General features: G+C 31.9%; 24 protein-coding genes. All 24 read right to left on the minus strand.

Translation table 11 applies throughout. The features are described 5' to 3' along the window. Positions 1 to 5: 5 nt before the first annotated feature. From FGF67_RS05080 to FGF67_RS05195, 24 genes are read right to left on the minus strand one after another with little or no spacing between them, the layout of a single operon-like run. The gene (locus FGF67_RS05080; protein WP_139695399.1) at positions 6 to 704 is read right to left on the minus strand and encodes an acylneuraminate cytidylyltransferase family protein; all 699 of its coding nucleotides are present in this window, start codon (positions 702 to 704) and stop codon (positions 6 to 8) included. Next, the gene (neuC, locus tag FGF67_RS05085; protein ID WP_139695400.1) at positions 704 to 1,864 is read right to left on the minus strand and encodes a UDP-N-acetylglucosamine 2-epimerase; all 1,161 of its coding nucleotides are present in this window, start codon (positions 1,862 to 1,864) and stop codon (positions 704 to 706) included. Before neuC ends, FGF67_RS05080 begins: the two co-directional genes overlap by 1 nt. Continuing rightward, positions 1,861 to 2,862 carry an N-acetylneuraminate synthase family protein gene (locus tag FGF67_RS05090; protein WP_139695401.1) on the minus strand — a complete coding sequence of 334 codons (1,002 nt, stop codon included), beginning with the start codon at positions 2,860 to 2,862 and terminating at the stop codon, positions 1,861 to 1,863. The genes neuC and FGF67_RS05090 overlap by 4 nt, the downstream gene beginning before the upstream one ends. Further along, on the minus strand, positions 2,862 to 3,533 hold the full coding sequence (locus tag FGF67_RS05095) for a methyltransferase domain-containing protein (protein ID WP_139695402.1): 672 nt from the start codon (positions 3,531 to 3,533) through the stop codon (positions 2,862 to 2,864). Before FGF67_RS05095 ends, FGF67_RS05090 begins: the two co-directional genes overlap by 1 nt. After that, on the minus strand, positions 3,534 to 4,439 hold the full coding sequence (locus FGF67_RS05100; RefSeq protein ID WP_139695403.1) for a glycosyltransferase family 2 protein: 906 nt from the start codon (positions 4,437 to 4,439) through the stop codon (positions 3,534 to 3,536). Further along, the gene (locus FGF67_RS05105) at positions 4,432 to 5,685 is read right to left on the minus strand and encodes a glycosyltransferase family protein (protein WP_139695404.1); all 1,254 of its coding nucleotides are present in this window, start codon (positions 5,683 to 5,685) and stop codon (positions 4,432 to 4,434) included. Before FGF67_RS05105 ends, FGF67_RS05100 begins: the two co-directional genes overlap by 8 nt. Further along, positions 5,682 to 6,785, minus strand: coding sequence for a non-hydrolyzing UDP-N-acetylglucosamine 2-epimerase (gene wecB / locus FGF67_RS05110; protein ID WP_139695405.1), 1,104 nt, complete (start codon positions 6,783 to 6,785; stop codon positions 5,682 to 5,684). Before wecB ends, FGF67_RS05105 begins: the two co-directional genes overlap by 4 nt. A gap of 10 nt (positions 6,786 to 6,795) precedes the next feature. Then, positions 6,796 to 7,782 carry a glycosyltransferase gene (locus tag FGF67_RS05115; RefSeq protein WP_139695406.1) on the minus strand — a complete coding sequence of 329 codons (987 nt, stop codon included), beginning with the start codon at positions 7,780 to 7,782 and terminating at the stop codon, positions 6,796 to 6,798. 16 nt (positions 7,783 to 7,798) lie between these two features. Beyond that, positions 7,799 to 8,731 carry a glycosyltransferase family 2 protein gene (locus FGF67_RS05120; protein WP_139695407.1) on the minus strand — a complete coding sequence of 311 codons (933 nt, stop codon included), beginning with the start codon at positions 8,729 to 8,731 and terminating at the stop codon, positions 7,799 to 7,801. Next, on the minus strand, positions 8,721 to 9,599 hold the full coding sequence (locus tag FGF67_RS05125; RefSeq protein ID WP_139695408.1) for a beta-1,6-N-acetylglucosaminyltransferase: 879 nt from the start codon (positions 9,597 to 9,599) through the stop codon (positions 8,721 to 8,723). The genes FGF67_RS05120 and FGF67_RS05125 overlap by 11 nt, the downstream gene beginning before the upstream one ends. Positions 9,600 to 9,606: 7 nt before the next feature. Next, positions 9,607 to 10,626 carry a glycosyltransferase family 2 protein gene (locus tag FGF67_RS05130; protein ID WP_139695409.1) on the minus strand — a complete coding sequence of 340 codons (1,020 nt, stop codon included), beginning with the start codon at positions 10,624 to 10,626 and terminating at the stop codon, positions 9,607 to 9,609. After that, complete coding sequence (locus FGF67_RS05135; RefSeq protein WP_139695410.1) at positions 10,627 to 11,796, minus strand: glycosyltransferase family 4 protein; 1,170 nt, start codon at positions 11,794 to 11,796, stop codon at positions 10,627 to 10,629. It lies immediately after the preceding gene. A gap of 8 nt (positions 11,797 to 11,804) precedes the next feature. Next, positions 11,805 to 12,821: an acyltransferase gene (locus FGF67_RS05140; protein ID WP_139695411.1), complete on the minus strand. Its 1,017-nt coding sequence runs from the start codon at positions 12,819 to 12,821 to the stop codon at positions 11,805 to 11,807. Further along, entirely contained in the window at positions 12,818 to 13,849 is a 1,032-nt protein-coding gene (locus tag FGF67_RS05145; protein ID WP_139695412.1) for a glycosyltransferase family 2 protein, read from the minus strand. The genes FGF67_RS05140 and FGF67_RS05145 overlap by 4 nt, the downstream gene beginning before the upstream one ends. A gap of 11 nt (positions 13,850 to 13,860) precedes the next feature. Beyond that, a complete protein-coding gene (locus FGF67_RS05150) occupies positions 13,861 to 14,838 on the minus strand; it encodes a glycosyltransferase family 2 protein (protein ID WP_139695413.1) in 978 nt (325 codons plus the stop codon). A 22-nt stretch (positions 14,839 to 14,860) separates the two neighbouring features. Next, entirely contained in the window at positions 14,861 to 15,961 is a 1,101-nt protein-coding gene (locus FGF67_RS05155) for a glycosyltransferase (protein WP_139695414.1), read from the minus strand. Continuing rightward, positions 15,958 to 16,926, minus strand: coding sequence for a hypothetical protein (locus FGF67_RS05160; protein WP_139695415.1), 969 nt, complete (start codon positions 16,924 to 16,926; stop codon positions 15,958 to 15,960). The genes FGF67_RS05155 and FGF67_RS05160 overlap by 4 nt, the downstream gene beginning before the upstream one ends. After that, complete coding sequence (locus FGF67_RS05165) at positions 16,927 to 17,805, minus strand: glycosyltransferase family 2 protein (RefSeq protein ID WP_139695416.1); 879 nt, start codon at positions 17,803 to 17,805, stop codon at positions 16,927 to 16,929. Further along, the gene (locus FGF67_RS05170; RefSeq protein ID WP_139695417.1) at positions 17,795 to 18,880 is read right to left on the minus strand and encodes a glycosyltransferase WbsX family protein; all 1,086 of its coding nucleotides are present in this window, start codon (positions 18,878 to 18,880) and stop codon (positions 17,795 to 17,797) included. The genes FGF67_RS05165 and FGF67_RS05170 overlap by 11 nt, the downstream gene beginning before the upstream one ends. Beyond that, on the minus strand, positions 18,859 to 19,659 hold the full coding sequence (locus FGF67_RS05175; RefSeq protein ID WP_139695418.1) for a class I SAM-dependent methyltransferase: 801 nt from the start codon (positions 19,657 to 19,659) through the stop codon (positions 18,859 to 18,861). Before FGF67_RS05175 ends, FGF67_RS05170 begins: the two co-directional genes overlap by 22 nt. Positions 19,660 to 19,662: 3 nt before the next feature. After that, a complete protein-coding gene (locus tag FGF67_RS05180) occupies positions 19,663 to 20,343 on the minus strand; it encodes a sulfotransferase family 2 domain-containing protein (RefSeq protein ID WP_139695419.1) in 681 nt (226 codons plus the stop codon). Next, positions 20,340 to 22,475, minus strand: a complete 2,136-nt coding sequence (locus FGF67_RS05185) for a methyltransferase domain-containing protein (protein WP_139695420.1) — start codon at positions 22,473 to 22,475, stop codon at positions 20,340 to 20,342. The genes FGF67_RS05180 and FGF67_RS05185 overlap by 4 nt, the downstream gene beginning before the upstream one ends. Then, a complete protein-coding gene (locus tag FGF67_RS05190; RefSeq protein ID WP_139695421.1) occupies positions 22,465 to 23,157 on the minus strand; it encodes a sulfotransferase domain-containing protein in 693 nt (230 codons plus the stop codon). Before FGF67_RS05190 ends, FGF67_RS05185 begins: the two co-directional genes overlap by 11 nt. After that, positions 23,147 to 24,409 carry an ABC transporter ATP-binding protein gene (locus FGF67_RS05195; protein ID WP_233244011.1) on the minus strand — a complete coding sequence of 421 codons (1,263 nt, stop codon included), beginning with the start codon at positions 24,407 to 24,409 and terminating at the stop codon, positions 23,147 to 23,149. The genes FGF67_RS05190 and FGF67_RS05195 overlap by 11 nt, the downstream gene beginning before the upstream one ends.

Genomic DNA, 24,409 nt, shown 5'->3' on the forward strand with positions numbered 1-24,409 from the left:
AAATATTAAGAGTTTTTTGAATTCAAATAGGCTTCAGCCTTTTTCCAATCTTCCTCAGTATCAATATTTATGGTATAATCTGAAGGTGATTTTATATAAGTGAGTTTCTCGCCGTACAAGGAATTCTGTTCTAACAACACGTGTGTTTTGGTAATGTAAATTAAACCATCTCTATGATAGATATCTGGTAAGTCTTGTCGTCTTGAAATAATAGTTTTTTCACCAGTAAACAACTCCAAGTTACCATGCTTCGTGGTTTTAAATGTCCAGTGCGGATTGTATTCATCAGGGACTTTTTGTACCGAAACCAAGGCATCACAACCACTTTTATAAAATTCCTCAATGGCTTCATCAATAAAATCTCCTGTTTTAAACGGACTGGTAACCTGCAACAAACAAACCGCATCAAAATAAACCTGTTTTTCTTGATAAAACCGTAACGCATGTTGAATCACGCCAAGCGTGGGCGATGTATCTTCCGCAAGATGCTTGGGTCGTACAAAAGGCACTTCTACATCAAGCAATTTAGCCACGGTTATTATAGACTCATCATCAGAACTTAAAATAACCTTTGATAGCTTTTTAGATTGCTGTGCCGCTTCAATGGTATATTGAATCAAAGGTTTTCCACAAAGCTTTTTAATATTCTTTTTAGGAACAGATTTTGATCCTCCTCGTGCTGGTATAAGTCCTAGAATACGCATTAATATGCTATAGTTTTATGAAAACGCAATGCCACTTCTGCTAAAATATGAGCTATTTTTTCACCTGAATTCCCGTCCCCATATATACTGTCCTTTGGCATTGGATTTTGTTGTTCTAATCTATCTAAAATGGCCGACTTTATTTCTGCCTCACTATAGTTAACATCTAAAACATTTTTCCCTCTACATCTTCCCTGTTGGCGTGTACCAATGTTTACTACAGGAACACCCAGATAAGCGCACTCGCGTATACCGACACTTGAATTACCTACCAAACATTTACTGTTTATCAGCAACCTTAAAAAATCTTCAGGAATCATATTCTTGAAAAAATGGATGTTTTCGGGTTTATAAATTTCTCTATATAGTCTTATACCATTAGAAGTCCCATCGGCTCCTGCATCTACATTGGGCCAAAACCAAAAAGCTGGCATATCTAAATCATGTATCACCTTTAAAGTGGTTAACACATGAGCTTTAGCTTGGTTATATTCTGTAGTTACAGGGTGCTGCATAACCACCATATAACCATCTTTCCAATGGATATCATGACCCACACCGCCATATTTCTCTATAGGATCAAAATTTAAGTTCGGTGTTTTATTTACCTGATACGCAATATCTATAGAAGGGCATCCCGTATTAAACACATAATTTTCATCTTCCCCCATCTTTAAAACTCTTTTCTTGGCATCCTCTGAAGCCACTAAGTGAATATCAGCCAATTTGGTATTGGCATGGCGCACCTTTTCATCAATATTACCAGTAACTTCACCGCCTTGAATATGTACGAGGGGAATATTTTGATAGGCAGCTGCAATAGAAGTTGCCAAGGTTTCAAACCGATCTGCAATGGTCACCACAGCATCGGGTTTTAAATTGTAAAAGGTATTGGCCAGTTCCATAACCCCCAACCCAGTGGTTTTGGCCATTGAGGTTTTATTTTCCCCTTCTAAAACCATAAACACTTTGGCATCAATGTTAAAGCCATCGTTTTCTATATAATCAACGGCATTCCCGTAACGATCCAATAAGGCAGAACCCGCTACAACCAATTGCAGTTGTAACTTTGGATGCTTTTTAATAGCAGTTAATGCAGTTTTTATTCTACTATAGGAAGGTCGCGCTGTAATAACCACGCATATTTTTCGTTTGTTCATTTAATATCTTCTACGGTTAAAAAATCCCACTGCTTCAAATCGTTTACTAAAACTTTGCCAATTACTGTTCTAAAATCTGAAGCAGGTATTCCTTTATTAGCTGGTTTCTTGCCTTCTAAATCAGAAAAACTGATACAATGCCCCGCTTTTAAATCTTTATTTACGGCCAATGATTTTTCAAAAATAGATTTTAATGCTTTAAAACTCGAATTATCCGATTTATCAACGGGATTATTTTGTGCCTTTTCAATGTTTCGAACCGCTTCTGAAAGTGTTTTGATTTCTTCAATGGTTAGTGAAGAGGTAGCATCAGGCCCAAAATCATCTCGACTAAACACGGCATGAAACTCTAATATTTCGGCTCCCAAACTTACCGCCGCTATTCCTGTTTCTATTTTTGCGGAATGATCTGAAAACCCAATAGGAACTTGATATCTAGATTTTAATTCCTGAATGACATTTAACCCCAACTGTTCAGGTTTAGTAGGGTATGATGTGGTACACTGTAAAATAGAAAATGTGGTATTTTTTGAGTTTAAAAAAGCAACGGTTTTATCCAATTCTTCAAAAGAACTCATGCCAGATGACAGGATTATGGGCTTTTGGGTTTGCGCTATCTTTTCTAACAACAAAAAATTGGTTACTTCTCCTGAGCCTATTTTATAGCAATTAACCCCTACGGTTTCTAACAAATCTACGGCAGCATTACTAAAGGGGGAACTCATAAATTCTAACCCTACATCATCACAGTGTTGCTTAATATCTATCCACTCTTGGCGTGTGAATTCCATCGCTTTCCAATAATCGAACCGCGTAGCATAAGCATCCGTAAACTTTACCCGAAACGGTTCATACATACTACTCTCAGCCTCAGCTATATGGGTCTGAAATTTAATTGCGTCAACCCCCGTATGCGCTAAGGCATCAATATAACGGTGAACATTGTTCAAACTGCCATTATGTGCTTGTCCTATTTCTGCTATTAGTTTTACGCTCATTATGTTACTTTTCTTGCCACAATACCATAACTCATACCTTTAGCCAACGGATTTCGATATTCAAGATACGATTCTATGTTATACTTAATCCAATCTTTTACAGACGGTATTTTCCTGTCTTTATATTGCATATCTACAACGGCATATTCTAAAATCTCAAAACCACTGCGCTTTAAAAACGCGTAAACCACATGTTTCCAAGGCGTAAACACATGATTCTCTTTAATATGCTTCTCTTGAAATGCATAAAGCGCTCCTCTTAAAAACAAACTTAAGGTATTTTTACTGGATTGCGGATTAGGGGTTGTTAATATTAAAACGCTTCCCTTTTCCATGTGATTAGAAATATTCTGCAAACATAAAAGTGGATTATCTAAATGTTCTAAAACTTCTAAGAACAGAACCATACCGGCCTTTTTAACATTTTCAGGAGCCTTATCATTTAAATTCCAAATAATAGATTCTGGTATCTTTTGCACATAATCAAAAGGTTGCCATTTCGCTCCTAGTTGCTCAACATTAGTTTTCATATGCCCGTAGCCTGCACCTATATCGCTCACAAAATTATTTGGTGATTGTGACATGTATTTTTCTAACATGGCTTTTGCAAACACCTCTCTATTTTGGTAAGTATCTATATTCAATTTTAATTTGATTTTGTGTTTATACATTTATGAATCTTCAGGCCTCCAATATAATTTAGTATCTGCTAATTTAGAATAATCTAAAAATTCTTTTTTTGACAGTCTATTAGCATTACTAATTAAACGTGGAGAATTTATCACCAAATCTCCTGTAGCTTGCACAATAGCTAAAAATGCCTTAAAATCACCTTTTAGGACTTTAGTTCTTATTTGAACCCATAAGGTATATAAGAACCTTCTTGGAATTGTTGTTATAGGATAAAAAAGAAAATAGAGATACCATCCAGACCTTAATGACCTTCTTAAACGGACTCTATAATCTTTATGCTTTTTCCTTCCTTTTAAATAAACACGATGATGTATTAAAATATCAGGGACATACCATACTTCCCAATTATTCTTAAATAATTGGTATGAAGCAAATTCTTCTTCCCCGTAAAATACAAACCAATCTGGGTAATCTGGAATCGATTTCCAAGCTTCCATACGCCAAACATGGCCACATCCTACAAAACCTTTAACCCGTGTATTCGTATCTGTATAGTCTATACATTGTGGCAATGTTTCTCCCCAAAAAATTCTAAATGCCATAACAGCACATCTTTCATTCGCCTTAAAAAAGTTTGAAATCAACTCTAAGGTATACGTGGAAACTATATGTGCATCATCGTCTAAACAGATGGCATATTCTGCTGTTGTTTGATGTAACATTCTATTTCTACTGAATATTAGCCCTTTTGATTTTTGGTTGTTTATTAATTTAATCTTAGGATAGTTGGTTTTTATAAAATCAGTGGTTTTATCTTTCGATCCATCATTACAAATTATAGTTTCCACATCGCTACTATCAATTAAATGGCTTATACTTTTTAAAGTAGACTTTAAGGCTTCTAAACGATTTTTAGTAGTAATGAGTATACTGAATTTAATCATTTTTAAAAACTTTTTTCAACTGTGTTTTTAATTGATTCTCACTTAAATAATTAACTAAATCTGGCCTGTTTAAAATCAGCTTTTCATCATTATTTTTCCATTCTTCATAAAGTCTTTCAAATATTTCAGCTATTTTATTGATATCATTTATTTCAGAACTATATGGATATTTAACCCCCAATAATCTCTTAGATTCACTTTTTTCAGGCCCTAAGTGTAAAATAGGCTTATCTGCAGACACACAATGCGGAAATTTACCAGGTAAAAACGGACTAACTTCAGAATCTGCTTCTAAAATAATATTTACTGAAACATGGTATTGTAGACAATAAACTTCTTTAAATGAAATATTTGATAGCTTAACATATAACTGGGGTAATTCTTTAGAGTAGTTTTCTATCATTTGCTTATGATAGTCTGCATTACCTAATAAGATTAATTTTGAATCTTTTTTTGCCTTATTGTTGTTATCTAAAAACCGTTGAAACCCTTTAATCAAACCTTCGGGATTTCGTTGTTTCAATAAACTCCCTGCATGCATCACATTAAATTTATTTCTCTCAAAATAACTTGGAGGCTTTTGTTCTTTTATATCTACATTTATTATTTGGTGAGGAATAACCATGCCCGTATTATTAAAATTATCAAAAACCTGTCCCATGAATTCTTTAAGCAATAAACTTGGAAAAGCAGAATATTTAGCATTTTCAGAAAGACTTTTAAAAAATTTCTCCTTTATTTCATGTCCTGGATCTTTCCAATCATAAGGTTTTGGATAGCAATTAAAAGGATAAGGGTCATGAATGTATGCCATCCATTTTTCATGAAGCTCTGGTAACTCATTAACCGCATAATGAGGCCTAAAACTAGCCGCTTTACTCAGTGTTATAACTAAATCAACCTGTGATATATCAATATTTTTTAATACTGTTTTAATACTGTTTACATCATTGAAAAACGTAAAGGAAAACCCAAAAATAGGCTCTAGACATTTAGCTAGGTTTACATTAAATAGTCTTTGTATGATTCGTTGGGATCTACTAAGAAAAAACAATAGGGTGCTTCTTTTTTCTTTGATTGCAAAACATTCTGCATTTTTAATTTCAATTTGTTTTCGTGTATAATGGAAAACGGAAACCCGACATCCAACAGCAATTAAATTACTAATAAGAGCCACGTTTGCTTTAGAACCACTACTATCATTGACATCGATAGAATCTACTATTACTGCAATATGTTTATTCATTTAATATAAGTTTGAAGAAAGTCAACTATTTTATTAGCCGCATCTCCATTTCCATATGGATTAATTTCACACTGAAACTTCTCTTTTTTTAAGAATTCATTCACTGCCGCATTAATTTTACTAGGATTTGTACCAACCAAAATAGAACATCCGGCATTAATTCCCTCATTTCTTTCAGTTGTTTCTCTGGTGACCAAAACAGGAATACGTAGTGATGGTGCTTCCTCCTGAACACCCCCTGAGTCGGAAATAATCAAGGTAGATTTACTCATCAACCAAACGAACGACGGATAATCCAATGGCTTTATTAAATGTATGTTGGCTATATTGGATAGTTTGTTGTATACTACATCTTGAACATTAGGGTTTAAATGAACTGGATAAATAATGTCTACATCTTGTCTTTTTGATATTTCTAAAAGAGCCTTACATAAATTTTCAAACCCTACCCCAAAACTTTCTCTACGATGCCCCGTAACTAAAATTATTCTTTTACTAAAACCGATGCGTTCCTTTAAATTTTCAATAGCATTATTTGAGAAGCCATTCTTAATTTTTTCTAAAGTAATAAAAAGGGCATCAACAACCGTATTTCCAGTCACTAAAACTTTTGACTTATCAACATGTTCTTTTAGCAGGTTGTCTTTTGCTTTCTCAGTTGGGGCAAAATGAAAATCAGCTATTCTTCCTGTAAATTGTCTGTTTAACTCCTCTGGAAACGGCGATAACTTATTATAAGTTCTTAACCCTGCTTCAACATGTGCCACTTTGATTTGTCTATGAAAAGCTGCCAATGCAACCATAGCAGAGGTAGTTGTATCGCCATGAACTAAAACAAGGTCAAAACATTCTGTTTTGAATATTGCATCCATATCAGCTAAAATCCTTGCACTTAATACATTCAAGTTTTGGTTAGGCTGCATAATGTTAAGGTCGTAATCTGGCACTAAACCGAAAAATTCTAAAACCTGATCTAGCATTTCTCTATGCTGGGCAGTGACACATAATTTATACGGAATATTTTTTTGACTAAGCGCCAAACAAATAGGTGCCATTTTTATAGCTTCAGGACGCGTACCAAAACAAATGAGTATTTTCAATTTTTATTTTTTAGTAGTTAGAAGGTATCTGTGTTTCAAATACTTTCTTTAAAAGTTTCTTTTTGAATTTGTACCAAAACGGGTTTATATCTTGATATTTAAGTTTTGGAAATAACTTGAGATCTAATTCTTCAGAGTTGTTTTCTAATTTATCATATACTATAGTCATCCAATTTTCAAGCTTATTACCCATATGAAACGCATAAAAGTGGTAGGTTGACAATCTAAATCCGCCGCTCATGTCAATAGCTAAATCAACATAATCACGCTCCGATTCCTTTCCTACCTTTGTAAAAGATGGTTTGCTTGGTGTACAGTTAAAAAGAATATCTCTACGTAAAGTAACTACTTGGTGATCACTACCAACTATGGCTTTTACATTTTTATTGATAACCACAGGCCATAATTTAAACTTATCTGGTTCTTGATTCCAATTAATACTTTTTAAAAACATATTATATGCTTTAAAATTTTCGGGAATACTTTCAAATTTCAAACATAATCGCTTTTGTAAAATAGCCTGCTGGGTGCTAAAGGTAAAATATTTCACCGCCGTTCGTGTAGGTATTGGAGACACGGAGCCTACATTTTTAAAAGTATTAAATACTTTTATAGTTTCAGAAACCCAATTGGCTTCAAACAAAATATCACAGTCGGTAAGCGTTATAATGGGTTCTCTGGCTCCTCTAGCTCCGGCCATTAAAGCATCAATTTTGCCTATATTATTTTTAAGCAACATTAGAGCATCTATAAGACCTTCTTTAAGTAATTTTGTTAAATAATTGGTAACAGTTGAACATGAACCATTGTCAACAATAGTTATAGCAGAAGTCAACGGGATTGTTTTTATCAAAGAGTTTATGGACAATTTAGTCACTTCAAACATATTAGTATAATATCCTGTTAACTCAGGAACAAAAACAACCATTACTACCCTATGATTTGTCTTTAAAGTAATTAGTCCTTCTGCCTTTTGTGGGTTTCCTCCAACTCTCATTAATTATAGTTTACGTTTATTTCAAGTGTTTCTTTTTTAGCCTATAAACTTTTTGCCATAATGGAAATAAAAAAAATTTTATCGAATAAAAAATTTCTATTCTTGAACTGGAAACAGTTTCTTTAAAAACATTTTTCACCAATTTAAAATCTCTAAACGAAATAGCTAAATTTACTAAATACTTAAATAAATATGGACTAAGCAGTTCCTTTTGACACAAGTTTTCTACCACCAACTTGATAGCTTCTTTTTTTGAATTCACACGTATGGGAGAATTGTTCCAAAACTCACCTGTATTTGATTGTGGATGTTTACGTCCATAAAAAAGTACTTTATTTATAGAAATCCCCTTAAAACCATTAGAAATAATTCTAGAGTATAGTTCCCATTCTTCTGCATACATAAGAGTTTCAACAAAACGAAGCTCTTTAAAACATGTATTTTTCCACATTACTGCACATGAATTAAAAGGTAATTTATTTGTCACAATATCGTCAATAGCCTTTTCATCGATATAAAACGAACTATATGTTTTTGAAAAATCGAAATCATAATCAAAATTTTCAAAAAAAACAGATCTTAAATATCTACAAAATGAAACACTACCTATGGATAATTCGTTTACACATAACTCTAAGTTTTGTGGATGTACAATATCATCGTCATCAAAAAACACAATATAGTCTCCCTTTGCCAAATCTAACCCATAATTTCTACATCCTGGTAAGCCCTTTAAATAATTGTTTGGACGTTTTAGAAACTTAAATCTAGTATCTTTTTGTAAAAATGGAGTTATTATTTGGTCTGTATTATCGTTACCTCCATCATCAATTATTAAACATTCCCAATTTTTAAATGTTTGGCTTTGTACTGATTTTAAAGATTCCAATATAAAATGCTCCCTATTGTAGGTAGCCATAACTATAGTGACTTTTGGATTAACCGACATTTAGAGCTCTTAACTTTTTCATTATATCTTCGGAAATTGGATATTCAAATTTTCGGGCAAAAACTGCATCCGTTAAAGTCAACTTCTCATAATCTAATTCATCTAATACGGCAGGTCTATTACCATTTCTTGAATTCCAATCTATATACCTTAACGTATTTGTAGACACATTTTCTGCAAACCTAGAATTCATGATTATGGTTTGAAAATAAAACTCCTCAGAGCATAATGTATGCTTAAATCTATTAAAAAAAGATTTATTTTCGTTAGTATATTCTATTACATACTCCGCACATTCTCTCGTTAAACTCCACCAAGTAGCCCCTCCATAAAGCTGAGGAAAACTTGAAGGTATTGATCTTTTGTATCCATATTTCTTCTGCAAACTGATTAAGCGTTTAATCCATTTATTATGCTTAGATTTTTTAGCATCAAAGACATCATATAAATTAAAATACTCAAGTCTATCCATTCCATTATTATCTGCCCACCCTATTCTTGGCACTTCAAAATAACTAATAAACTCCGTATTCTTTTTTTTAAAAAATTCTAAAAAGAACTGTTTCGGCTTAATAGGAAAATCATGTCCACTTATTAGATGTAAATAGAAATTTTTAGAATTTTTTAATGCTTGTTCTGTTAAAAATAGAATACTTTTTAAATGATTGAAACCACCCCAGTTAACCTTATATTTTTGACTAACAAGCTTGACTACATCATACTTTTTTAAGCTTTCTAACTCCTTTTTTGAAATACCACTCTTTTTATCAATATGTATATACAACTCAAAGCTATCATCAAAGAAGGCGGCTAATTCTTCCAAATGATGCATGTTTTTATAAGCGGTTATTAAAATGGCCTGTTTCATCAAAATTCTATTTAAAAATACTTTTTAAAACATACTGTAATGTATATCTTCTACTATATGAAGTGTGTAACAACAACTCTCTTTTTGATCTTAAAACCCTAAAGCATGTTTTCAAGTTTCGATTACAGATATCAGACAGCAAATGACTTCTCAGCACCTCATTAATTCCCCTTTCTACCTCTATTTCATTAAATCTCTTAGGATTAAACAATAAAATATCCTGATCAATTTTATTTTTATGACTCATATAATGCAACAAATTTACCTGTTCATGTAAAAAATGGTCTTTTATAAACTGAAGTGTTTCATAATTCCAAGACAATTTATCTGCCAATTTATTGAACATTTTTAAAACGCCTTTTTTATGATTGCTTTTAGCTTTATTTTTCTGTTGAATATTCGCTGTTAAGCTTTTTTCGTGCAACCTATATTCATACAATACTTCTTTAACATGAATAAACTTAAACTGCATACTAGCCCTTAACCAAAACTCATAATCTTCTAATAAAAACAGCGATTCATCATAACCATTTAACATAGAAAAGACTTCTTTTTTGTAAAGAAATGAAGCTCCTATTTTGTTTCCAAATAAAATATGCTCTGTTGGTCCCGTTATATGTATTCGTTTAAAACCACCATTTTCATTTATAACCTCATAATTAGAATAAACTAAATCAGATCTGCTCTCAATAATTTGCTGTATCATTTTTTCTAAAAAATTAGGCTTCAAAACATTATCATCTGACGTCCAAGTGATAAAATCTCCTTTAGCACGGCGATGCCCGATGTTTAAACTTGCAGGTAATTTTTTATTTGTCTTATTTGTTATGATATTAATTCTATGGTCCTTTTTAGCAAATTGGTTTGCAATATCAGCGGTTTTGTCTGTTGAACAATCATTTATAATGATGAGTTCAAAATTTGTATAGGATTGGTTTAAACAACTTTTAATTGCATCTGACAAAAAACGTTCTCCATTGTAACATGGCAAAACAATACTTATATGAGGATTATTGTTATGCAACATCTAACTAAAGCATTTGTTTAGAATTATTTCAAGTTTGTCCACGTATGATTCTACGTTATAATTCTTAATATTCTCCAAATTATTTCGAGATTCTTTTTCGCGTAATGATTTAGAGGTCAATACCATTTTCATAGCTCTAAATATGTCTTGTTCATTATTTTCTACCAAAAGCTCAGAGTCTTTTAGCAAACTGACACACCCAGGATGATTTGAGCAAATTACAGGTAACCCATATAACATATATTCCATAACTACATTTGGAGTACCCTCAATCAAAGACAATAGCACCCCGACATCAAGAATATTTAACACATCAACAACACTTTTATTACTCAGTAGGGTTACCTTTTGTTGTAAACTATCTTTTTTAATTTCTTTGCTTAAGCTATTGTAAATCTCCATTGCTTTAGTTCCATGACGTTTGTTACCCATTAATACCAAATGAGCGTTTGGATATTGATGTTGTATTAATTTAAAAACATTCAAAAGCAACATATGGTATTTAAAACTTGTAAAATGTGCCACCATACCAAATACGAAGCTGTTTTGGGGTATTTTAAGACTTTGTCTAATAGCCTCTTTATCTTTTATTTCCTTTTCTAAACTTAAGTATTGAGGCAAAAGATTTAATCTATTGTCTTTTATTTTATAATCACTTCTAAATACCTCCAAACAATTTTCAGCATTCCCAATAATACAAGGTATATTATTTACTGCAATATGCTCAAATATATCATACTTTAAAATATCCAGCCCTAATTGATGCCAAAACGCAAACTTTACTGTTGGTAACAATTTATATAAATAGTAGGCTACTTTTGATGGTGTATTTTGGAAAGGTATAATGGTGTGATATTTATATTGAATCAACTCCTTTCTTAAGTTTAACAAATATTGAGCAGACCATTTGAGTCTTTTTAAGTTCTTTATGGAGATTTCACGTTTAAAAAAAACATAAGGTTCTCCAAAAAAAAACGTTCTGTTTATAGGAGAGGTTTCGAGAACTTCTTTAAATTCTTGAGATTGCTTATTGGAATAAACAAATAACAAATCTACTTTACAGTTTTTTTTCTGAGCCAGAAATCGTGCCAACCCAAAACCCTGACGCTCTGCACCTCCAAGATTACCACCTTGAAAAACCAATAAAATATTTTTATTGTTAAAATTCATCAATTAATTCACCCAGTTACTAGTGTTCCATATTTAATTTTTCTTATCGAATAAACTATAAAAATGCTAACAAAAAAACAAGATATTGAAACTACAGGAACACTAATTATAGGTGTTATTATCCTCCAATCATACCTCAACATATTAAAAAGTTCTAAAACTAGAACATGCATAAGGTAAACACCAAAACAGCAATTACTAATATTTATTATTAAACGCTTTATTTTTTTATTCTGAATAGAACAATCTTTTACCAATAAAAATAATGTTGTTGCAACCAATAATGTATTAACGCTTAAAAAATCATAAAAATAATTAAAAAGTTTTCCGTTCCTTTCTGTAAAATAAAACATTCCATAAACTGTAACAAAAACGCCAAATACATATAACAAAACGATGTGCCATTTTATTTTTAAATTTAAATTCAGTAGGTAATATCCTAAAACAAAATACCCTATGTAGCCTGAAAAATATATTAAATCTATTTTGGGAAAATATATACCAATACCTGGTATTTTAATAATCAAAGTAAACAACCAAACTAATAAAAAAAATAAAACCTCGCTTGAAGGAACATTTTTCACCCATCTGCTGATTACTGGTGTTATCAAATAAATTCCCATAAGCACAAAAACAAACCACAGATGATATTCACTCCCATAAAAAACATCTCTTATAACCTTATCAGTGGTCAATAAAAAATCAAATTGTTCATTTCCTTTTACAAATCGCTTTACCGCACTATAAACTAATGACCAAAATATAAACGGTGGTAGTACTTTGACAAACCTTTTTTTTAAAAACTTTTTTAAAGGGTAGTTCTGATTCAACAATAAAGCGCCACTTATCATAAAAAAAACTGGAACAGAGTATCTGCTTACACCATCGAAAAAATTACCTACGTGCCAATAAAAAAGTGGTATTTTTCCATACTCCCCTAAAATTGGCGCTGAAACATGAATTATGATTACCGAAAAAGTTGCTTGCACCCTTAAAATAGATAAGCCTAAATGGTTTTGATTCATATTGATTTCTTAAAGACTTTGTTTGTTTTTATACGCATAATCTCATTTATCTTTTTTTTAATAACAAACCATTTTTGCTTAAAAGGTAAAATATTTAGAATACTTATCCTTATACTGTAATTTATTCCTTTTCTGCAATTTGTGAAAAATAAATAGAAAACAAATTGCTGTTTAAAAACATTAAGCACCTCAATAAACTCTTTATGATCAAAAACTTGTTGTACTTTATTTATCTTTTTTAATTGGTTAAGCCATTTAAAAAAATGTTTGCAATCTTCAACAGTTATTGCTTCTTTTGAAAATAACACCCGTTTAATAAACACATCTTCATACCTCTCTTTGTCATAATCTATTTTATGTAAAAGGCTCAATTTAATTTTAACATCCTGTACCTTTTGTATATCGTTATACAAGATGGACACCTGTTCTTTATGAGTTCGGTAATAATACAAAGTTTCTTGAATATTGTACATTTTACATGTCCACGCCGACTTTGCCCAAAAATCGTAATCTTCCGCATGGGTTTTGGTCTCATCAAAATTAAAATGTACATACGTCTTTCTTTCTAACATTGAAGAACACAAACTCATGGAGTTAGCCAATAACATTTGAGTTTTAATTTCTTCATGAAGTTCTTTATATTTTAATACTTTAGAACTAACTCCAAAGCACTGTAACCAACAACCACATGCTTTAATTTCGGGGTTGTTTTGAAGGACTTTTAATTGTTTTTCAAATCGACTAGGTAGACTTATATCATCTCCATCCATCCGGGCAATGTATGTTCCTTTTGCTTCTTTAAAACCAATATTTAAACTATCAATAAGTCCTTTGTTTACAGACTTTTCAATAATTCTAATTCTACTATCTTTAAACGATTTAACAACTGGTAAAGTCTCATCTGTAGAACAATCATCAATTACTAAAATTTCAAAGTCTTGTATGGTTTGATTTAATATTGAAGTTATGGCTTCATCCACATATTCTGCTACATTATAAACAGGAAGCACAACAGATATTAAAGGCATAACTTGATTTATTAAGAAACAATTTTGTTCGCTAATTTAGTCAACTTAAACCCTTTCCCCAAAAACGTATAAAATAAAGGTGCTAATGTTCTATATAACATTTTCAATGCATTTGATTGAAATAACTCTCCATTACTTTTATATAATAACAACAACAATAATGAGGTTTTAAATGCTATTTTTTTATATCGTTTTCTAACAATGAAACTATATAACTGTCCTACTTCGTTTAAAATATTTTTTCTAACATCTTCATTTAGTAATTCCCTATAATTATTAAGTATATTATATTTTACTTGAATGTTTGAAAATGTTTTTGGTGGGGTATCAAGAATAGTTTTAGACATGTTTTCTGCATGAATATTAAACATTACAAGATGGGTTTCATTTGCAAAATAATTTTGTGAAATGCTTAAAATACGCATATGAAAATCGTAATCTTGAGCTTGCTGTAACTTTTCATCAAACTTTACACGGTGTTTTTTTAAAAAGCTCTTTTTCCATAGTGGCGCACCTGTTAACCAAAATATTTTATAGGTAATATAGTCTTCAAAAATGTTATCAGACTTTAATTTCTCTGCTCTTAATCCGATATTTAATTTCTTCTCTACATCAAAAACTTGGGTTTGACAAATAGCGAAGTCAAAAGTAGATAAATGCAATTCTTTAATTTGAGTTTCCAATTTCTTGGGCAGCATAATATCATCACTATCAAACCAGTTTACATAATCACCCTTACTAATTTCAAAACCATAATTCCTACAAGCATTAGCCCCTTTAGGTTTGTTTTTTGGTCTACTGTAATACTGTATTCTCGAATCTTTTTCTCTGTATTTATTTAATACTTCAAAGGTATTATCAGTACTTCCATCATCTACAACAATGCATTCCCAATAAATATAAGTTTGAGCTATGATCGAATCCAAGGTCTCTCCTATAAGGTATCCCCTATTATAGGTAGGTATTATTATGGATATTAATGGAGTCACTGTATACTAATAAGATTTTCAACTATTTAACTTCATTCTTTAAAATACGTTCTAGTTGGTTTAAATGTCTTTCTAAACTAAAGCTGCATGTAATATATTCTTTTCCTGCTTTCCCTAAGTATTTTGCATAACTTAAATCCTCCAAAACACGTAACATATTTTCTGCCATACCATCAACATCATGCTCTTGGCATAATAACCCTGTTTTTTCATGTTCAACAACATCAGGTATACCAGCATGACAAGTTGATATTACAGGTAAACCAGCAGCACTTGCTTCTAAAACAGAAAGGGGCGTTCCTTCCATATCACCATTATCTGCAGTGATAGAGTGTTGTACGAACGCCAATGATTCGCTTAACAAATCCACATACTTGTCTGGTGTTATAATCCCTAAAAAAAACACATTATTCTCTAACTTTAAATGTTTTACCAAATTTTTACAAACATTAAGTAAGACACCATTTCCTGCCATTAATAATGTGGCTTCAGGATATTTTTGTAAAACTTTTTGAAATGCCATAATAGAATAATAAGGTGCCTTTTTATCGGTAAATCTACCAACTGATAAAAATTGTTTCTTAGAAAATTTAGGCATTACACTCTCAAATATTCTATTGGGCCCATATACATTATAAACCATTTTCTCTTTTGGGCACCCCATAGCGAGTAAACGACTTTCCATGACTTTAGAAACCGCTATTATTTTTCTTGAAAATTGAAAAACAGCTTTGTAGCCCTTGCAGGATTCAATAACAGTAGCAACACTAGCATCATAACCATGAAAATGTACCACTACAGGAATTTTAGCCTCCTTAAGTACGCTATATAAATAATGAGCATGATTACCATACTCCACAAGCACAACATCTATCTTATTATTGCTCAAACTATAAAGTACACATTGCTTCCATAAATCAGCACTTCCTCTTTTTTTAAACATTGCTCTTATCCTATGTAATTTATATAGATACAAGGGCATTAACCTATCTACTCCTTCTAATTTTAATTGTGTTCCGTAGCCATAATAATAAAACACCGTACCCTTCAACCCTTTTTTATGAGCCTGTATAAAGGTTTCAGAATATGGATTCTGACAGGGGGTAAATATGGCTATATTCATTTAATTCTTTTTAAAATTCTTTTCAAGAAAGTATTTCTGTTCTTTTTATTATCCAATTCAGAAACATCCTTTCTTGCTGACTCAAAACGTCCTTTTTCATAAAACATTTTAACAATATCAATATCATTATATTTTAACAATGTTTGTTTATACTTTTCTAAAAATGGTTTTAACAAGACATCTTCCCCCAGCAAAACACCTCTTAACATACTGTTAGTAAAATGAATAAATACAATAGGCCATGTATCATTAATCATCACCTCTCCATTATCTTGCAAAGTACGCTGACAATCTATTTGATTCCAATTGGCTACATTACACCCTTTATGAGTTAGATGTCCTACACCATCAAATCGGGTAGGCAATAAATCAAGATAGCGTTGATCTACATAATATCCCTCGGATCGATCTACTTTACATTCATGCAAGCACAGTTTTGCCCAATAGGTTAATGCAGAAATTCCTCTTTTAGAAGCTCCTAAAAAGCCGCCGTTATAAATACCATCTAAAAAGTTCAATTTAAAATTATCTAAATCCTGTTCTGGATAACTTGATCGCCAATGCGGAGATAGCAATATAGAATGTGAATTCAAGGTATCAAATAGAAACCTAAATTTGCTAAAAAAAAGCACATCACTGTCTACATAAATAACCCTATCCAGATTATGCTCTAATAAATATGTCATTAAAACAGGTTTCATGCCCCAACGATAAGCATCATGATATGTTGAGCTGTATTTTATTTTTAATTGAACAGCTAATTCAGAATTCTTAAAATTACTTTCGTCCAAAATAAAAACGCGCTCTCTAGTATTTAATTGTTCATTGACATACTCTGGCAGCCTGCCATTAGTTACAAAAACATAGAAAAATTCATTATCTCCATAAGCCTGCAATGTATCATGCAATGCCAAGGCATAATGCCCATAATCATTAGTAATAATAGTACAAACGGCATCTTTCATTTAAAATTTTCTAAATGTGTTATAAATTAAAAAGTCCAATGGTAAATTTTTTATTTTGTGATTAGATTTAAACTTATCTCTCCATTCGTCAAATATCCAATAATATTTAGATCTATTAATAAACCGACTAAAACCATTGCTATGCTTCATTACTATTTCTATATATTCATGAACTCGCTTTTGCTCAAGAGGCAATGGTTTAACTGATTTTGTTGTGTCTCTATGTCTTCTAAAGTAGTTTAACCGTTGACAAGTATAGGCTATTTCGCCTTGTTTCAATAGTTCTATCCAAATATACCAATCACCACAAAATGTCATATGTACTGGAAACGCTATATCATCAACAGCTTTTTTCTTAAATACTACGGCACTAGCGTTGGTTATGGTATTTCTAAATCGTAAATACTCAAGTATTTCATTTTCTCCTGTATTAGTATAGCTTTTAGTCCAACGTTTTTTATCCAATGCATCAGCCCAGACATGTCGTCCTTCTTGCTCTCCTAAAAAATTTATTATTTCTGAAGCGCAATAGACTAAAACTGTATTTTTTTCAAATAACTTTAACAGAGTTTCTAAAAAATTAAGCTCACAATAATCATCACTCTCTGCTATCCAAATATACGCTCCTTGCGCTAAATCTATCCCTTTTTTCCACTGCTTAAACGGACTCCCTGAATTTTTTGTATTTAAAACTAATTGAGATACTTTAGGGTGTTGAGCATACCGCTGTAATAACTCTAAACTTCCATCAGTAGAGGCATCATCCAGTAAAATCACCTCAAAATCCTGAAAGGTTTGATTAAATACCGTATCAAAACGCTGCTGTAAAAACGGCGCATGATTGTAATTTGGTATAATTACAGAAACTTTAGGATTCATTTTGTAACGCCTTTTGAGTAGCTTCTAAATAAGCCTTACCATATTTAACACAGGGTTCTAAATGATTGCCTTCTGCCCATTCATTCATTGCGTTTATAAATACAAAATTTTCTTCTTTTGAGTAAGGTTTAAACTCCTCTATGATAGCTCTAAGCCATTTACCATATAATTTCGGACTACTACCTTTTCCTACAATTCCTCCTTCTTTTTTACGTGCTGTATTATCCCATGAAGGTGTCACACTCCTATACAATTTATATTCAACACACTGCCTATTCAAACAATCTTTTACACCTTGTTTAAAATCTCTATAATCTACTATTATAGGATTTTGCTTTTTTTTAAAAATACTAAACCTTTTCTTCTTAGACTCATTATTTATTTTATGCTTTATTACTGCATGCGGGGAAAATTCAATGGCAGCATCAAAACCTATATACGAAGGTTTTATTATTTCATGGAAGCTTTCAGTACACATTAAATATAAATCAGGAAAACCAAACTCGTCTTTCGCAATCGTCCTCCAAATCAATACAGTTTCTTTAATATTAGGCAACAAACTTGGTCTGTAAATAACAAAAATAGGCTTACCATCTATTTTTATATATCTCGAATCCGAAAACACTTTTTCACATAACCAACGAATATGGGCTTTATCATCTTCAAAACTATAACTTTGTTTCATTAAAACCTCCTCTTCTTTACCGTCCCAACGTCTTGTCCAATTTTCGTTTGCCCAACATAGCATAAACGGCATGTCTAAATCAGGTTGATCCAACATACCATCTACAGGTTGATCTAATAAGCGTTTCCCATTAAACCAATAATGATAATAACAAAAACCATGTATACCATACTCCTTAGCCAAATCTGCTTGTGCTTTTCTAGCCTCTGGTAAGCGTAAATCATAAAACCCTAAATCGGCTGGCAAATGCGGTTGATAATGCCCTTCAAATAATGGTTTCGCCTTAGTTACATTCGTCCACTCGGTAAATCCTCTTCCCCACCATTCATCATTTTCAGGAATGGGATGAAATTGAGGCAGCACAAAGGCTATTGGTCGTAATTTATGCATTTAACACTTTTTTTAGCAACTATAATCTCAATATACTCAGCTCGAATGCCTAAATCTAAATTATCCAAATAAATAATTTCACACTCAGCGTCAGTATGCTTTTCTATATATTCTTTAATATCATAACCCCAATGAAAAGTTACTGGCGATCCTTTTTTATCTATTGGATTATCATGCCAGTCAGGTTCCTGTAAAAATTCTAGCACTCCGTTATCTCCTAAATTAGCCCAACGTTCACTAGTTTTATGCTTATTAACAAGAGGCACCGAAAATACATGAGCACCTCCTTGTTTTAAAGTTCTATGAATCTCTTTAAATGCTTGGTCTGGATGATATATATGCTCCATGACATCACTAGTAACTACCAAATCAAAACACTCTTCTTCAAAAGTTTGCTGCTCTAAGTTTTCATTACGATATCCATTAACTAGCCCTCCTAACTTTTTATTTGGGAAATAGTGGGTTTGTATATAATTATCAACTTTTTGCCTTAACAATACACTATGACCACGATTACCTGGTGACGATTCATGAATAGTCAAATATTCCCAGTTTGGATATTGTTTTTTTATGACTTGCATTAAAGCGCGTTCCCTTGGAATACACCCACAATTATTACATTTAAAATGATCTCTAAGCCAATGGTGGTTGGCGATGAAAACCGTATTCTTTTCGCAGCACGGACAAAAGCCAGTATGCCTAAAATAAAAAGTTCCGTACCTTAGCTCATATAAATTAACTATTTTATATTTTAAATATTTTTTTAAACGTTTTAACATCAATTAAACAAAATTTTTTAATTTTTGAAGACCGCTTTTCCCATCGATAAAATCATAATCCAACAACTTAATATCTTTTTCATATCTATCATCAACCATTTTTTTTTTTGTTTTAGTGTAAAAAATTGAGTAATCATTTTTTCGCTTACTTTTATTGGTAAATATGTTAAAATCCTCTTCTATATGTAGTTCTTTTAAAACAGTTTTTATATCACTCTGAAAATCTTCAAATCTACCCACAAAATTAGGTTTAAATTTTCCTTCAAAATCAAAAAAACTAGTTTGTGTTAACAAATGATCTCCAAGATAAGAGCTCTTTGATTTATTGTTAAAAATGTCTTTAAAGACTCCTTTTCCTCTAATATAATCTTTAAAGGAGCCTTTTATTTTAGTAAATTCCTGAATCCATTGATAATCAGAATATGACCTATCCCAAGGATTTCTCACAAAGGTAAATTTAAAATAAGAATCCCATTGCTCTTGAGTTACAAGCTCTGTCTCTAAAAGCTGTTTGGCAGTTGCATGCTGCATATGCAATTGGCGCTTTGAACACCATCCAAACAATCGTTCATAGTCTGCATTATCAAAATGAAATTTAACCCCAGGATGAAAAAAACTATTAATACTTGTCCCTGCTGTTTTGGGTATATGAATAAAAATACATTTATGTTTATGACTTATCATAAAAAACTTTTTTTAACTAATCTACTTTTAACGAACCACACATCAGTTTTAGATTCGAAAATATCTCTCTTAATATGTTCTGATATAATCTTGAAACCATATTTAGTGAGTTCCATTTTAAAACTATCAATAGTCCCGTGTGTCCCTTGATTTTCAACTTCTTTTCCTTCCGAATAATTCCATATATAGTTAGAATTAGGAACAATATCGATTGTCAAAAGCAACTCACCATTTTTTTTTAATAATTTGGATGCTTTCTTTAGCATCCTTAAACGAATGTTAACAGGCATGTGTTCTACTACTGAAATAGAATATAGACAATCAAACTTTTTAAAGGTTTTAACTTTTGTAAAATCTTGATGTTTTGACTCAATAGATTTGTCAAACATACTATAATCTAAATACCCCCATTCATTCCACTTTTCTTTGTCTTTGAGTTTTCTAATTGTTGAATGTAAGTCTACAGTAGTAACTTTCATCCCCGTATCACTAAGACATAAAGGTATTGGACAAACACCTGCACCTATGTCTAAAACACTTAAATTAGACTTGTTTTCTAGCTGCTCTAAAATCCAAGTATACTCAAATACTCGAGGATAATGAGACGTATAAAACCCCAAATTACATCTTGACACATCTACTACATATTGTAATAAATCAGGCCTTGTCACTTCCTTAAACGCTTTATTTAAATTTTGAGAAGACAAGTCTCTTTGATGTGTTTTATTATGAACCGTTCCCACCAAAACAGATACGTCTCTATACTTTTTTACTATGGCTAATTCATCAAATTTACCATAGGCAGCTACTTCATCAAAAATAGAATTATGAAAATGAGTTATAGTTGAATTTAATGAAGGTTTATCGTTGTAAGCTCCTATTACAATCCTTGAATTTGCTTTCTCAACCAAACCTCTAACTATATTTTTAAAACTATTTGAGTTACTTTGATGTATTAAAACATCAAAACACATGGTTATATCTGCTTCCGAAACCTGTTCATGATTTATAGAGTATGTTTTAAATTCCCAATCGGAACGCTTTTTCTTAGCTAATACCAACGCCTCTATAGAAACATCAAGTCCTAAATATTTTTTAAACGGCATATTTTTCATTAATTCCAAATCGCCACAACCTACATCTATAATTGAATCCTCCTCCCTTCCATAAGTCAATCGCTTTACTAACGTTTTTTTTAATTCAAGTACAGTACCGCGTGACCCGACGCCACTTCCCAAACTAGGACATGTTCGATATCTATAATCCCAAAACAGAGAATTATTTAAATGCTTTTTTAAACTAAAATTTATCCTAGCATTTATTACATCTATTGCTTCATTTGAAATGACATCTGTATGTCTCTTTAGCTGCATATGCTCATTTACTTGATTATGAAAATGAACAATTCTTGGAGACACCTTTATTGAATTAGATACATGTATAGGATAATTCCATTCTACACTTAAATGCGTTACTTTTTTATTCAGTTTACCCATAGCCAAAGCAAACCCTACTTGGTCGGCATGTTTGTCATACTCTTTTCCAAAAAGCTCAGCATTATCAATACTCCATAAAGCATATTTCTCCCACAAAGGCTTTAACTCTTTTAGAAAGTCTTTGGAAATAATATAGACTCCACCATTACAATTATTCCAATCTGTTACTTGTTCATTATTGTTTGAAAATGTGGTCAGGGTCTCAAAAACCTGTAATTGGTGAGCTTCAAAAATCGTTTTAAGAATAGTTAATGGAGGGTTAGGAAAATCAACTATTTTAGCATAAACCTCAGCTTCCAAATCAAGTCCTTCCAAATCTACAATAGCTGTATCGCAATCCATTAAAAACACATACTCAAAATCTTCCAGTTGACTAAAAGTATCTAGTTGAACCAACTTGCTACAGTATTTGTTTCTAAAATCAAAAGGAGTCTTTTTAATAAGGTTTATACCATAGCCGTTTAGCAGATCAAGAAAATCACCTGGCACTTCACTTACTAGATGGACATATATTAGATTAGGATTAACATTGTTCGCTAATAAGTTTGATAGCCATATATAAACCTGAACAGCCATAACAGATGAATAATCTAATACGCAGGAAAAAAACAACTTCATATTCAGACTATTCTTCATAAAGGTATTTTTTATGCGGTATCTGAGAGTAAAAAAAATCTAAATCATCTTCAGAAAAAAGCTTCTCCCAGCTATTTATTTTTGCAGCATTTGGTTTTAATCCTACTTTATTTTTAATAGGATCAAACCTTTTAACTCCAAATAATCTACCCTTATAATACTTAAAAGGAAAGAATTTTTTGGCTATATCCTGATAAGCCTTTTTAGGATTATTTTTCATATCCTCAAATCTCAATATAAAAATATCCTCTTCATCATAATTAACCCAGGAGTCTACATGATTAAACCAATGCTGCACTATATTTACTTTTGGTAATGCTTTTTGCCCCGTGCCTCCATACCAATCTATCTCCTTTCTCAGAAACTCAGAGAAAGAAATACCAAACCAATCCATTTGATAAAACTTAGAATTCCAAAGTGATGCTATCACATCTCTCCCATCTCTATAAATATAAATGGCATTTGAAAACTTCTTGTTTTGTTCAGGAAATAAATGCGACCCGAACAATCTATGATAAGGCTCCCCTTCTTCCAGTAAGATTTTGTTTGACCAATGCCCAAAATAAATACTTCCTTTGGAAGACAAATCTTGACTTGGATAAAAATTCTTAGCCAAAAACGCCTCTAAAAAATGAGTACCACTTCTAGGGTGAGAATATATCTTAATATAATTATGCTTCATTTGCTTCCATTAAATTCCATTCACCAACAAATTGAATTGGTGCATGACCAGTTGAGATACCTGTTATACTTATAGAGGCTATATTTGAATCAAAACAATAAATATCACCTCTGGATTTATCTGTCCTTACTTCGTTAATAGATACTCCTACCGTATAAATACCTTGCCCTAATATCATATTTTCTATTTTACTTTTTATAGAGACTTGCCCTTTATCTTCAAAAATACTCTTGGAAAACAAAGAAAAGAAATTAGCAACCTGTTTAGCATCTTTATCAATAAAGGAATAGTTAACCCAATACTTGCTCACTTTATCATCTATATCTAAGTTAATTTCAAAACTATACGCTTCATTATGTATTAATTCAACAAAACCAGTAGTGTTTACAATCTCTTTGCTTTCATTATTCAATATTTTGATGCTTTTTAACTTAACCAAACCATTACCTCCAACAATTTTATCGGTATTTTGAAAAGATTGATAATACCGCTGGATTCCGTCCGAGACGTCATCACCGCATACAAGCTCTTTTCCATGGTCCATTAACAATATTTTATTAGCTATCCTCGCTACCTGCGGCATGGTATGAGATACAAAAATAACTGCTGTATTTTGCAACAACTCACCTATCCTAGTTAAGCATTTCATTCTAAATCCTACATCCCCAACCGCCAATACCTCATCAATAAGCAACACATCAGGTTCCATTTGAGCAGCTACGGCAAAGCCTAAGCGTACCTTCATACCAGAACTATAATTTTGTACAGGCATATCGATAAACTCGCGTATTTCAGCAAAATCGATAATGGCTTCTACTTTAGCGTCTATTTCTTTTTTAGTAAAACCTAATATAGCACCATTGTTGTAGATATTTTCTCGTCCGGTAAGTATGGGGTTAAAACCCGCGCCAAGTTCAATAAGCGCTCCTACGCGCCCCTTAATAGTGACTTTACCGGCGTCAGGGTTTATTAAGCCATTTAATATTTTAAGCAAAGTACTTTTACCCGCCCCATTATGCCCTATAAGTCCCAGACACTCGCCGCGGCGTAGCTCAAAACTTATATCTTTTACCGCCCAGAATTCTTTAGGGCGTAACAGACGTGTATGGGACTGCCCCTGAACATTTGAAATCAAATCTTTAACACCATACCACAAGCTCGTTTTAAGATCCTTACAAAACTTCTTACTTAGGCCTTCTACCTTAACGAGAACTTCGTTAGTTGTATCTATATGTTGGTCTTTTTTATTCAA

It is taken from the genome of Allotamlana fucoidanivorans, assembly GCF_006265225.1.
Classification (GTDB): Bacteria; Bacteroidota; Bacteroidia; order Flavobacteriales; family Flavobacteriaceae; genus Allotamlana; species Allotamlana fucoidanivorans.

Coding starts and splice junctions, on each gene's coding strand:
- FGF67_RS05080 (WP_139695399.1), bottom strand. CDS start 704: ATGCGTATTCTAGGACTTATACCAGCACGAGGAGGATCAAAATCTGTT.
- neuC (WP_139695400.1), bottom strand. CDS start 1,864: ATGAACAAACGAAAAATATGCGTGGTTATTACAGCGCGACCTTCCTAT.
- FGF67_RS05090 (WP_139695401.1), bottom strand. CDS start 2,862: ATGAGCGTAAAACTAATAGCAGAAATAGGACAAGCACATAATGGCAGT.
- FGF67_RS05095 (WP_139695402.1), bottom strand. CDS start 3,533: ATGTATAAACACAAAATCAAATTAAAATTGAATATAGATACTTACCAA.
- FGF67_RS05100 (WP_139695403.1), bottom strand. CDS start 4,439: ATGATTAAATTCAGTATACTCATTACTACTAAAAATCGTTTAGAAGCC.
- FGF67_RS05105 (WP_139695404.1), bottom strand. CDS start 5,685: ATGAATAAACATATTGCAGTAATAGTAGATTCTATCGATGTCAATGAT.
- FGF67_RS05115 (WP_139695406.1), bottom strand. CDS start 7,782: ATGAGAGTTGGAGGAAACCCACAAAAGGCAGAAGGACTAATTACTTTA.
- FGF67_RS05120 (WP_139695407.1), bottom strand. CDS start 8,731: ATGTCGGTTAATCCAAAAGTCACTATAGTTATGGCTACCTACAATAGG.
- FGF67_RS05125 (WP_139695408.1), bottom strand. CDS start 9,599: ATGAAACAGGCCATTTTAATAACCGCTTATAAAAACATGCATCATTTG.
- FGF67_RS05130 (WP_139695409.1), bottom strand. CDS start 10,626: ATGTTGCATAACAATAATCCTCATATAAGTATTGTTTTGCCATGTTAC.
- FGF67_RS05135 (WP_139695410.1), bottom strand. CDS start 11,796: ATGAATTTTAACAATAAAAATATTTTATTGGTTTTTCAAGGTGGTAAT.
- FGF67_RS05140 (WP_139695411.1), bottom strand. CDS start 12,821: ATGAATCAAAACCATTTAGGCTTATCTATTTTAAGGGTGCAAGCAACT.
- FGF67_RS05145 (WP_139695412.1), bottom strand. CDS start 13,849: ATGCCTTTAATATCTGTTGTGCTTCCTGTTTATAATGTAGCAGAATAT.
- FGF67_RS05155 (WP_139695414.1), bottom strand. CDS start 15,961: ATGAATATAGCCATATTTACCCCCTGTCAGAATCCATATTCTGAAACC.
- FGF67_RS05160 (WP_139695415.1), bottom strand. CDS start 16,926: ATGAAAGATGCCGTTTGTACTATTATTACTAATGATTATGGGCATTAT.
- FGF67_RS05165 (WP_139695416.1), bottom strand. CDS start 17,805: ATGAATCCTAAAGTTTCTGTAATTATACCAAATTACAATCATGCGCCG.
- FGF67_RS05170 (WP_139695417.1), bottom strand. CDS start 18,880: ATGCATAAATTACGACCAATAGCCTTTGTGCTGCCTCAATTTCATCCC.
- FGF67_RS05175 (WP_139695418.1), bottom strand. CDS start 19,659: ATGTTAAAACGTTTAAAAAAATATTTAAAATATAAAATAGTTAATTTA.
- FGF67_RS05180 (WP_139695419.1), bottom strand. CDS start 20,343: ATGATAAGTCATAAACATAAATGTATTTTTATTCATATACCCAAAACA.
- FGF67_RS05185 (WP_139695420.1), bottom strand. CDS start 22,475: ATGAAGAATAGTCTGAATATGAAGTTGTTTTTTTCCTGCGTATTAGAT.
- FGF67_RS05190 (WP_139695421.1), bottom strand. CDS start 23,157: ATGAAGCATAATTATATTAAGATATATTCTCACCCTAGAAGTGGTACT.